The 12,881-nt window shown below is 73.3% G+C and carries 2 protein-coding genes (1 of these 2 running past the window's edge); both read left to right on the top strand.

All coding sequences use genetic code 11. From position 1 onward, the window contains the following. Window positions 1-9,135 carry the end of a hypothetical protein gene (locus ACQPZW_RS11270; RefSeq protein WP_433794792.1) on the top strand. 16,311 nt of this gene lie to the left of the window's left edge, so 9,135 of the gene's 25,446 nt are visible here — the last part of the coding sequence; the start codon falls outside the window, past its left edge; the stop codon is at window positions 9,133-9,135. Next, a complete protein-coding gene (locus ACQPZW_RS11265; protein WP_433794791.1) occupies window positions 9,024-12,881 on the top strand; it encodes a hypothetical protein in 3,858 nt (1,285 codons plus the stop codon). Before ACQPZW_RS11270 ends, ACQPZW_RS11265 begins: the two co-directional genes overlap by 112 nt.

Here is a 12,881-nt window from a genome sequence, read left to right as displayed (position 1 = left end):
GTGGAAAGCGTGCAGAGCCGTCACAGCCTGCCCGGCGAGACATTCTTCGACCAGGTGGAGGCGCTGCTCATCGCGGACGGCATGGGCGACCTCGTCCGCATCGGCGCGCCCGGCCGCCCGGCGATCCAGCAGCTGTTCAGCGCGGCAGGCTTCTCGGGCAACCTGCCGAAGATGGTGGTGACCGATCCGGGCGACCGGCACGGCGGCTGGGTGCGCTCCGGTGCGCTGCCGCGGGCCGCGGAGAAGGGCTGGAAACGGTACTTCCCGGGACGAAGCCAGCAGATCGAGGTACGGCTGGTCGCCCGCAGCCTGGACGAGGTGCAGGGCACCGACGACGCCTCGCACACCGACACCTCCGCGCTGTCCGGGGAGAGCACCGACACCAACGCCGCCAAGCGCCTGTGGAATCTGTGGGGCAGTGTCGGCGGCGGCACCGACGTGCCCCCGCTCAGCCTCGTCATCGCCCCACGGCTGGCCGGCAGCCACGAGCGCGGTTTCACCCAGTCGATCGTCGAGCAGACCGGCGCGAAGCAGACCCTGACGGCCACCGCCCCCGGCGTGCGCTACCGGGGCCGGTACGGCGTGCAGGTGCGCGTCCTCGGCCGCCGGCCGAGAATGCTGTCGGGCGTGGTGGAGACGTTCCAGTGGACCACCCGGGACAGGCTGCGCGACACCGCCCTCGACCCGGACGTGCGCCGGCGGGCCGAGGCGTGGCACGGACGGACCGGAGAGAACCGCACCCACTACGCGCCCGCCCGCATCGAGCGGGGCGAGTCGTTCGGGGGCGCGTTCATCACCCGGCTCGGTGACGGCGGGCTCTACGACGCCGTCGTGGACGCCGTACGGTCGCAGCCCGGCACCGGTGGCTTCCGGCTGCCCAGCCCGGACGAGCTGCTGCGCCACTTCGACGACCCGGAGTTCGCCCGCGGACTGAGTCCGGAGGTGCAGACGGCACTGGCCCGGGACGCGGAGACCCGTACCCAGCTCTCCCCCGACCAGCTTCGTCATCTGGCGAACCGCATCGTCGGCCCCGGACTGAAGATCCCGCTGATCCGTACCGGCACGTTCGTCGACCACACCACCGTGGTCACCATCCAGGGTCAGCTGACCAGCCTTTCCGACGGTGACGTGATCGATCGTGGCACGGCCGGGATGTCCGACAAGAAGCGCAGCAGGTCCACCGTCACCGGCGCCGTGGACACCAGCCGTTCGGTGGAGCTGAGCCTGGAGGCACGCGTGCTCGGCCCGCTCGGCCGGGCCGCCTCGACGCTGCTCGGCGGACCCCGTGCCGGTGTCAGCTGGGGTGACACCGACGAGCACGGGCTCACCGGCGGGTACGCGACGGAGAGCGGCCACGGCCCGGCACTGGACGACAAGGGCCGGCCCACCGGCATCCAGCTCCGCGAGTTCGCCGGCAGTCTCGACATCACCATCACGACGCACACCTTCGCCCGGGCCAACCAGACCGGCCGGTTGCTCTCCGTCGGCTCGTACGGCCGTGGAGTGCCCTCCACCATCGGCAGCATGCGGCAGGCGCCGCGAACCCGGCGGCTCGACGTCCGCATGCTCGTTCCGGAGAGCCAGGTCTCCCGGCGCCCACCGGCTGCCCGGCCCGCGTCGGCCTGGCGGGAGGCGGAGCGCATCGAGCACCCCCCGCCGATCGGCCTGCTGACCGGCGGCTATCCACACCGCCTCGACAACCGCCGGGTGGTGTCGTTCCTCGGCGCCGGCCATCTGCAGGACGCCGTGATCGAGGCGCTCGCCGAGGCGAGCGAGGATCCGATCTACACGTTCGAGGACGGCCGGATCTCCACCGTCATCGCCGACGAGCTGTCGCCGGAGCGCCTGACCGGCGACGCCGAGCTGTTCAGCCGTCCACTGACGCTCAGCAACCTGTGGCACGGGCGCCGGGCCGAGGACGCCGGCGCCGAGGTGCGGATACGGCTGACGCCGACCAGGCCCACGGTGCTGGACGAGACCGAGTTCGCCCGGATCAAGCGGACCTTCGCCAGCGGCTCGTCCAGCAAGAGCAGGCACGGGCGGTCGATCGAGCTCAGCGCCTCGCTGTCCGGGACGGCCGTGGCGCGAGGCGGCCCCCTGGACCACGGCGGCAGCACCGGCACCCCCGGCGCCGTCGTCACGCTCGCGGTCACCCCGTGGCGACGGGTCTGGGGCACGGTCCGTGAGCAGAGCCTCGCCGGTGTCTCCAAGCTGCGCGTCACCGGCCGGCCGGAGCGTGAGCTGCTGGTACAGGTCGACGTGGACGCCGAGATCGTCGTCGAGGCGCGACACGACAGCAACATGCCGCTGCGGCTGTGGCCTGCCTCGCCGACCCGCCGGGCCGGTCGCCGGCTCACCCTGACCCGTTCGGCGATCATCCCGATGACCACCGCCGAGTTGACCGCGCTGCAGGACCACGACCGGCTACGAGACCAACAGATGTCCGACGTGCGCCGGCAACTCCAGCACGCGGAGCGGGCGGAGGCTCAACGCGCCGGGCACCACGAGCAGCGCACGCGCCTGTCCGAGGCCCAGACCCGTGAGCGCCGCAACCTGCTCCGGCGCCAGCGCGCCGAGGCCAACGACGCCATGGGGCACGCCGGGGGCACCGACCTGCCCGCCCGGCACCGGCAGGAACTGACCCGGCTGACCGCCGAGCACACCGAGGCCACCCAGCGCCTGTACGAGGCACAGGCGCGGGAGCGCGATGTCCTCGCCGCCCACCAGCAGGGCGAACGTGACCTGGTCCGCCGGGCGCGAGAACGGCAACAGCGGGTCAGCGAAGCGGCCGCCGCGGACGTCCCGGCCGAGGCGGTCCAGCCGGAGTTCCGGCCGGGACCGCAACGGTCGCTGGGCATCGGCGGTGTCGTCACCCCGGTCGACCTCAGTGGCCGTATCCCCCGGCTGCGGCGCCGGCTGGCCGAGGCCTCCACCGAGGACCTGGCCAACGCGCTCTTCCCCGTCGAGCTGGGGCGCAGCGCGTACGACAACGTCCGCGGCCTGACCGCCGCCAGCTTCATCGGCGCCGCGAACCTGCACCTGGGCAGCGCCCTCAACGGCGGCCGGACTCAGACGGTCCGGATGGAACGGCGCTTCCGCGGGGCGACCTACCGGGTGACGCTGACCGCCGAGCCGGTGCACGAGCCCCGGTTCACCGGCATCACGCTGGTCGACGAGCTGTCGATCACCGACCGCACCACGATCGGCGAGTCGGACACCGCATCCGGATCCCGGACCGTGGGGTCGGTGACGGTGGGCGTCCGCGCGCAGGGCGCCGAGACCGACCGGGTCGACGGTGACGCCGCGAACACCACCGGGCACGGCCCGACCAGCGTCACGATCGGGGGTGGTCTGACCGGCACCGCCAACCTGGACGAGCGTGCCACCAAACAGATCCGTGGACACGAGCGCACCGTCGAGCAGTCGCTGACCGTCACCGGGCCGGTGCCGACCTACCAGGGCGGCATGCGCTTCACCCTGACCGTCGAGGGCCCGGGCCTGCCACCGGAGGGCGTGTCGGTTCAGGACGTCCACGAGGTCACCTCGCTGTCGGCGTCCGAGGGCCGTCCGCTCGCGGTGTCCGACCCGGTCACGTCGATCCCGGTGGCGCAGACCTCCGACCCGGCCCGGCGGATGTGGCGCGAGGCCCACGGCTTCGACCGGCTGCCCGAGCCCGGCCGTTTCGCGGTCGAGGACGTGCTGGTCGACCTGCCCGACCTGCATGAGGCCGCCGCACAGGCGCTGGCCGCCTCGGGCGTACGGGTGAACGACGAGATCCGCGCCGCCATCCGTAACGGCCTGACCGTCACCCAGGCCAAGGCCCTGCCTGCAATGCAGGGCGGTGTCCTGCACGTGCCGATGCCGGCGTCGCTGGGCCGTGATCTCTTCCTCGACGCCCGGCTGGTCGCGCGGCCGAAGGTGCTCCGCACCGACGCCGACGTGAAGATCGGTGGCACGGCGAAACGTGTCCGCGACGACAAGTTCGAGAACACCGCCGGGCACTCGTTCACGCTGCGGATGACCGGGCCGATGGTCACCGCCGGCGCCAACCACCCGGGCGGCGCCAGCCGGGTCGGTGAGCGGGAGACCTTCAACGCGGTCAGCGGCACCACCTTCGTCGAGCAGCCTCTCTACCGCACCGACGCGGCCTCGGTGGTCAAGGACGAGGGCAAGCTCGATACGGCCAAGGCCACACAGCAGCCCGGCGAGCGTACGGACGACGACAACGACCTGACCCAGGCCCTGGAGTACGGGGTGGAGTTCCGCTTCGTCGCCCGCTCCCGGGACCGGGCCGGCAGGCATCGCGCCGGCACCGAGGTGCGGGTCCCGGGTGGCTACGTGATCCGGATGGACGAGGCGTCCGCCACCGCCCGTACCGGCCGGGAGGTGCCCCCGGCCGTGCGCGCCACGGCGGCCGCGGTGGCCGCCGCGGGCAAGACCTGGACCGAGGCGGCCGCGAGACTCGACGCCGTCACCTCGCGCGCCGAGACGCCGACCGAGGCCGAACAGGCGTACCGGGAGGCCGAGCGGGCCTGGTGGGAGGCGTACCGGGCGCACGAGGCCGCGGTGGCCGGACCGGACGACCCGGAGCTGCCCGCCGCGCTGAGCATCGACGACGTGGTGACCGTCCCGCTGATCAACGCGCGCGGTGAGCTGGTCGGGCACGGCTTCCCCAGTCGCGACGGCGACACCACGACCATGCCCCGGTTCGCGGCCGCGGTGGACGACGCCGACCTGGGAACGTATCGCCGCTTCGAGGAGGGGCCGGAGTCCGGGCACACCGACGAGGCGACCCCGTGGACGGGCCGGCCGGTCTACTTCGACGTGCACGGTGATCAGCGCGGCTTCGCGGTCACGCTCCGGGACGGGCGCGAGCTCAGCCTCTCCGGCACGCAGTTCGCCCGGCTCGCGGCGCAGACCACGTCGCTGCGCTACGCCCGCAACGGCACCAGGTCGCCCGTCGTGCTGCTCTCCTGCGACGTGGCCGCGCTCCAGGAACAGGGCGGCGCCGCCTTCGACTTCCGGGAACAGCTGCGGGAGAGTCACCTGGGCGAGACGTACGCGTCCACCACCCGCACATACACCAACCCGGTCGGGCAGGGCCAGGTGCACCTGGCCGTCGGCGACGGTGGCCGTTTCGTCCGGTTCGGCGACGCCCCGCGCCGACGGGTCGGATTCGCCGCCGAGGCTCCCCGGACGGCCAGGTCCGCCGACCCCGCCGAGGACGTCTGGACCGATCGGGCCCGGCCGTCGATACCGCCGGATCCGCGCCTGCCGGTCGTCGACAACGTGTCGATCCAGGATGTCATCCACGACAGCCGGCGCGACCGGTACGGCGACACCTTCGGCCTGTTCTTCCCCCTGGACGTGCCGACCGATCGATGGATGCGGCGGGCCGCCGGCTATGCGTACGCCGACGTCTACCACGTCCCGAACCCGTACTACCCGGGCACCTACGACCGGGTCACGGTGCCCTGGGCCGGCTTCACCGTGCCACCCCGGACGGTGAACGCGGTCAGCTCCGGCTCCGGCTTCGCCGTCATCCGTCTCCACAGTGGCCGTCTGGTGCAGGTCGGCGGTGCCACCCTGGCCCGGCTGGCGGTCGAGGCGGGACTCTACGACGGACCGGACGGCGCCGACGCGTCAGTCGTTCTGTGGGGTGGATTCCAGGGCCGCGACCACTTTCCGGGCGGCCTCGCTAACGACTTCGCCCAGTACGTGTACGAGCAGGCCGGCCACGAGGCGCCGGTCTTCGCGCCGGACACGATGACGGACTTCACCGGTTTCGCCGGCGTGGTGCTGCCGCAGGGCGGCTCGTTCCAGCGCTACCGCCCGGCCGCGTTCGATCTCGAGATCGAGAGCGTCACCGCGACCAGCGTCGTGTCCGACTCGCCCAGCGACGACACGATCGTCCCGGAGGCCCCGGTCGAGCCGACGCCGCCGTCCCGCGTGCTGTCCGGCCCGGACGGGAACCCGGCGGTCTTCTCGGCCGTCACCGACCCGCAACTGTCGCGCGAGGTCACCGCGTTCGCCGGGGACCTGCGGGATCCGGGGATGCGGCACATCGTCCTGGAGACGTCACTGGGCGGCGGGCAGGTCGACCGGCAGATGCTCGGCTCACCGTGGGGTGCCGAGGCGCATCGCGAGGCCGGGCGCCCGGTCACGGTGTTCCTGCAACGGTCGGCGGACGGCACCGGCTTCTCGGTCGGTTCCCCGGACGGCACGTCTCGGACGGTCCGGCCCCGGGACCTGGCCCGGCATCTGGCCGGCGATCCCGGTTTCCGGACCCTTGACGCCTCCACCTTCAACCGGCCGCTGGTGCTGGTGGTGCTCGGCCGCAACGGCGGGCTGACCGACACCGAGGCCGAGCAGATCCTCGAGGGCCAGATCGAGACCGGCGGTTACCGGCGGATCTTCTACCCGCGCGGCGCCGAGGTGACGGTGCGCGTGGGCGTACGGCCCTCCGACGGCACCGTTCTGACCCTCAGCGAAGGCGCGTTCGCCCTGGTACGGCCTCCGCTGCTGGACGACTTCGAGATCTCCGCGATGCCCGGCGACCGGGGCCTCGTGCTGCCCACCGGTCAACCGGGTGATGTCACGGCCGGCGCGCTGGTGCACCCCGGGCCGCGCGGCGAGCGGGACTTCGGCATCGCGGTGAACGGCGACGGCACCCGGGTGTGGACCAAACCGCCGCGGGGCCGTCCGGTCGAGCTGACCGGATCCGAGCTGGGCCGGGTGCTGGCCGCTCACCCGGCGGTCGACCGCATCATGGCGACCGAGCCGGACACCGGTCTCGTCGTCCTCTCGCCGCGGGCGGGCCGCGTGGACCTGCCCGGCAACGTGGGCCGTGACGTGGCCGACGCGCTGCCGATCGACCCGGAGATCCGCGCGGTCTGGGCGGTTCCGGGTGACGTACGGTGGCGCGCCGACGGCCGTCTCGACGTCACCGGTGACGCCCGCCCGGTCCGGGTGGCCGCGGGACGGTTCGGCAACGGCAGCGGTACGACGGACTTCGACTCCCGGCCGTCCTCGTCCGTGCCGCCGCCCCCGGTGTCCCCGCCGGCCCCGGCCGGTGACCCGCCCGCCGTCGTCCCGCTCGGTGCCCGCCGGCTCCGTGACCGGGCCGGCTCCACGTTCGGCTACTCGGCGGTCACCGCCGAGCGGCACGCGGAGGTCGCGGAGTTCGCCTCCCGGCTGCGCCCCGGCGGGCTGAGCTCGCTTCTGCCCGCCGGCACGCCGTGGGCGGCGGACACGGACCGGCCGGGCGCCCGCCCGATCACCGTCTTCGTCGAGCGCGCGCCGAACGGGCGGGACTTCCTGATCCCCGGCTCCGACGGCACTCCGCGGCGGGTCCGGCCGAACGACCTGATGCGGTATCTGAACCGGGAGACCGGGTTCCCGTCGATCGACGACCCGGAGTGGGCCGCGCCGATCCTGCTGGTCGTGCTCGGTTCCCCGGCCGGCGTCGGTGACCGGGAGGCCGCCGAGATCAGTGACGGCCTGCTCGACGAGGGCTACCGCCCGTTCTATGCGACCACCGGCGACCGGGCACGCATCACGCTGGCGTCCTCGGCCGGGGAATCGTCGCTGACCGTGACCGGCGGCGAGTTCGCCCTACTCGCCGAGCCCGGGCTGCCCGACCTGGACATGCGCCGGCTGCCCGGCGGCCGGGGGCTGGCGATGCCCCTGCACCGACACCCCGGCGACCTGGTCCCGCCGGCCATGGTGTCCGGCTCCGGGCGGGGAAGCGCGCCGTTCGTGGTCGCGGTCAACGGTGACGGCGACAGGGTCTGGGCGATGACCTTCGGCAACCGCAAGCTGGAGCTGACCGGTGCGGCGCTCGGCCGGGTCGTCGCGCGGCACCCGGCACTGCGCCAGGCGCTCGCCGACGATCCCGGTCTGCGTGTCCTGCTCGCCTCACCGGATTCGGCACGGGCCGGTCTGGGCCGCGACTTCGGTCGGGGCCTGGGGTTGGATCCCGCCCACCATCAGGTGCTCGGCCTGCCCGGGCCGGTCGTCTGGAACGAGCACGGCCACCTGGAGGACGACGCCGATCTGGCGCCGGTCCCGGTCGACGGCAGCGCCCCGGCACCCGTACCGGCCCCCGCGCCCGAACCCGCCGCGCCGGACAGCACCCCGGGCGAGATCCTTCCGCCGATCGAACTGCGTGACTCCACCGGCCGCGTCTTCGGGGTGAGCTACGCGAAGAACAGCGGGCCGGTCACGGCGTGGGCGAGCAGCAAGCCGCTGGAGTCCCACGGGACTGTCGACACCTACGAGGCCACCGCCGGCCGGGGCGCCCCGGAGCGCGGCACGGCGGGCTGGGCGCCGAGCCGCGGACGCAAGCCGTTCGTCGTCCACTTCGACCGCTCGGACGGCGTCGAGGCCTCGGTGCCCACCGCCGGTGGCGGCCGGCGCGCGCTCCGCGGCGAGGACGTCATCAAACTGGTCAACGGCACCGGTCTGCTCGACGTACGGGGCGCCGCGCCGGCCACGTCCCTGGTCCTGCTGTCCGCTTTCCCGGGCTCGCACCCCGAGCCGGGCAACCTGGGCTACGACCTGATGGCGGCGGCGCAGCGCGTCTACGACTACCGCGGTGACCTGTACGCCGCGCAGACCGCCCCGTCGTTCACCGGCGGCCGGCTGGCGCTGGACTTCGGCGGCGACTTCGCCCACTTCTTCGCGGCCCCGCCGGGCTTCTCGCCGGAATCGTCCGGCACCGACGACGTGCCGGAACCGAAGCCCGAGCCGAAACCCCGCGCCGACGAGGAGGCCGACCTCCGCGCCGGCCTGGAGATCCTGGACGAGGAGCGCCACTACGACCCGCCGCTGTACACGTCGGCGGACTTCCAGCATCCGCTCCAGGGCGGCCACCCGGCACCGCCGTCCTCCTCGATGGTGGAGGCCCGGCCCGTCCTCGACCCGCTCGGCGAGGTCTTCGGCATCTCCCTGCTCACCCGGGCGAAGACCGCGACAAACTGCGCCTGTTCGCACAGGACACCAGCTACTACGCGCTCGACACGGTGCGCGCGGCCGACAACAGCAAGGACAAGGCCGTCCTGGCGCCCTGGGCCCGAAACTCACCCCGTGAGGGCGACCGGCCACTCTTCGTCTTCGTGCGCAACGGCTACCTGAGCCAGGACTTCCAGATCCCCCGGCGGGACGGCACCGACGACCTGCTGGCACCGCGTGAGCTGGCGCGCGAGCTGGCCCGTAACCCGGACTGGCAGAAGGTCGACGCCGGGCCGTTCAACCGGCCGATCGTCCTGGTCCTCGTCGGTGCCCTGGGCGCCCCCGCTCCCCGGCAGGTCGCCGAGGAGTTCCTGGACGGCATGATCGCCGTCAGCGGATACCGCAAGGTCTACTACCCGACCGGTACGGCGTACCTGCAGAAGCACCACAGCGCCAGCCATCTCTACCTGGAGAGCGGCGAATACCGGATGGCCCGCGGCCCGCGCCCGGAGGACCTCACCGTGGAGACGCTGCCCGGCGGACGGGGCATCGTGCTGCCGCTGCCCGGTGACCCCGCCGACGTGGCTCCCGCGGTACGGTCCGCCTCCGCCTCGGCACAGGGCGGGGCCTTCCTGGTGGGCGTGGCCGGTGACGGTCACCGGATCTGGGCGGCCACCGGGAACGGAGGACGCCGCGTCGAGCTGGACGGCGACGCCTTCGCCGAGGCCGTGGCCGGTCACCCCGCGCTGTCCCAGGCCCTGAGCCGGCCGCCCTCCGGAGGCATCCGTCTGGTCTCGCCGCTGGCCGGCGCCCGCAACGAACGGGGATACACCGGCTACGACTTCGCGATCGGGCTGAAGGCGCCGGGCGGCCCCGTCACGGTCACCGCCACCTCCGGCGTCCTGCCGGTCTCCGGACCGGCACCGCGGGTGGCCGAGGTCCGGTTCGAGGAGGTCCGGTCCATTCCCCTGGTCAGCGGGCAGTCCTACACCGGCCCGGTGGGCGCGTTCTTCCCGACACCGGACGAGTACCACATCATCCTGCCGACCGAGACGGACAAGTGGCTGGCGAACGTCACCGACTACTCCATGGACGTCTGGGCGGACGAGGCCGGGTTCGCCTCGTCGAACAAGACACCGTGGGGCAACGCGCTGCCCGCCGTGGTCCGGTTCGGCTCGGCCGACGACCAGACCATTCTGGTGCGCGACGAGGACGGTCTCGGCACAAGCATCACGGTCGCCGCCGCCGACGCCGGCCGGCTGGCCCTGGCCTCCAAGGCGTTCCTCGACGCCGCGGCGGAGAACAACGGGCACCTGATCACCAGCGCTTCGGCCACCGGTGCGAACCTCCGGCAGGTGCTGGTGCTGCTCCCGGCCGGCTTCTCCGAGACCAGCGCGAACCAGGTGGCCGACAGTGTGCGCGACGACCTGCGGCGGCACGGCCTCTACCGTACGGTCCACACCGTCGTCGGCTCCCGGATGACCGAATGGGGCCGGCTCACCCCGCCGAGCTGGATCCGCACCGACCAGCCGGCACCGCTGATGCCGCGCGACGTCGAGATGCGGCCGCTGTACTACGCGGGCGGGCAGCTCGCCGGCGTCTCGCTGCCCGCGACGCTGGACGACCCCGCGCTGGACCGGCAGTTCGTCTACAACACCCGCCCCGGCGGACCGCTGACGTACACCAGCTACATCGGCGACAGCAGCGTCGGCGCACCCGAGTACGACCTGCGCCGCAAGGACGAGAAGTGGGACGCGCTGATCCTGACGCACGGCATGAAGGCCGCGTTCTGGATCCAGATGCGCAACGGGCGTAAACCCGACCGGTTCGGGGTCAACGGCGACGTGCTCGCCGACCTGCTGAACAACGGCCGCTACCTGGCCCGGTTCTCGCCGGACAAGTTCCGGGGATACCTGGGCGTGGTCTGCCACGTCGGCAACCAGCCGTGGCCCGACGGCCCCGCCGCGGCCTTCGGGCGGCGCCTGCACGAGCTGGGCGACAAGCGCAGCATCACGGCCGGCAGCGACACCGTGTCGATGGGCTTCGTCCGCGGCACCCTGGGCGTCTACCGCGACGGCAAGTACTCGGCGTTCCCGCCCGCCGGTGTGGTGCACCCGACCGATCCGGCGCAGCCGGGCATCCTCCCGGTGCTGCCGCCGGTGAAGCGGCTCGGCCCGGCACCGGACAACCAGAACGGACAGATGCCGGGCATACGGTGGCGCGACGGTCTCACTCTGGCCGATCTGCGGGTCATCGAGTATCTGGACGACGCCGGACGGGTCAACGCCCTCGGGTTCCCGATCGGTGACGACATGGCGCAACGGTTCCGGACCCTCTCCGAGGGGGCGGGCGCATCGACCTACCGGTCCTTCCCGGGACGCTTCGACGAGGGCTCGCCGGTCGTCCGCCCGGTTCCGTGGGCCGGGCAGCAGCCGCACTTCTCGCTGTTCGTGCCACCCCTGCGGACCGGCTCCGGCGTCCGGGTGCTGCACCGCCGGGACGGGATCATCGAGATCCCCCGGGCTCAGCTGGGCGCGGTTCTGGTCGAGGGTGGCCTGTTCCGGATGCCCGGCGTCACCGCGTACACGCCGTTCGTGGTCTGGACCTCGCTGGCCGGCGCCGACCCGGACTCCGGGCCGATCCGGGAGCTCGGCGACGCCCTGCGCGAGGGCGGCCACCGGGGACAGGTCTTCGGCCCCGGCACCGCCCTGAAGATGAGCGAGACCGGTGCGGCGCTCAACGACGGCGGACGGATGCGGGCGTACGGGCGACCGCCGGGCGACGAGGCGGTCCCCGGACCGGAAGCGGTGATGATGCCGCCGGTCGAGACGGCCGACCACGACGCGGAGGAGCAGGACTATCCGTGGCGTCCGGATGCCGCGTACCGGCCCACGCCGGTGTACACCCCGGAGCCGTCCGACGACGAGTCCGCCTCCGACGACGAGAGCGACGACGAGCCCGCGGCCGAGTCGAGCTTCCCGGACGAGCCACCGGCCCAGTCGATCAACTACAACCCGCCACCCCGGCCCGCCACCCCCGCCGACGACAGCGAGCCCGGATCCGACGACGAGGCGGAGCAGAGCGAGGCCGAGGACAGCGACCCCGAGGACAGCCACACCGAGGACAGCCAGGAGGATGCGGCGAGCGGCGCCGGCGGACCCACGGCCCCGCCCGTCTTCCCGGACGAACCTCCCGCTCAGTCGATCAGCTACAACCCGGTTCCGCAGCCTGCTCCGCCCGCGGACGACGAGATCATCGTCGAGGTCGAGGACAGCGACGACGAGACCGATGACGACGACGCCCCGCCCGCGGCGAGCGCGCCGGAGCCCGTCGCTCCCCCGGCGCCCCAGCATCAGGTCGTGCGGGTGGTCGACCGGCACGGCCGGGCGTACGGCTTCGGCATGCCCTACGGCGACCGCGACGCCGCACAGATCGGCGACGAGGTCGGCAGGATCGACAGCGAGAGGCCCCAGACGTATGCCCGTCTGGACCGGCGCGGGCAGATGACCACGTCCCGGGTGGTCCCGTGGGCCGGCCGGAACGCGACCCGGCCGTTCTGGGTGGACACTCGGAACATGCTGCGCGACAGCGACCCCGACATGGACGTGGTGGCCAACGCGGCGAGCGGCACCCAGGTCGCCGACCTGCTCGTCAACACCGTCCCGGAGCTGGTCGCCGACTACCGGCGCAAGCCGATCGTGCTGCTCGTCGGCAACGCCGGGCACGGTGACGACGACCCGGGCGCCCCGGCGCGGCGGTTCATCCGGCGGCTGCGGGAGCTGGGCCATCTCGGCACGGTCTACGGTCCGACCGGTGATCTGCGGTTCAAGCCGTCGTCGCGGCACCCGGAGAACTGGCTGCGCATCCAGGACGGCAAGTTCGTACGCCTCGCGAAGGAGCCCGCGCCGCCGCGAGGGACAAGGAGGTAG

It is taken from the genome of Actinoplanes sp. CA-252034 (assembly GCF_050956125.1).
In the GTDB taxonomy this organism is placed as follows: Bacteria; Actinomycetota; Actinomycetes; order Mycobacteriales; family Micromonosporaceae; genus Actinoplanes.
Note: the sequence above shows the minus strand (reverse complement) of the source record. Positions and strands in the feature narration are given on the sequence as shown.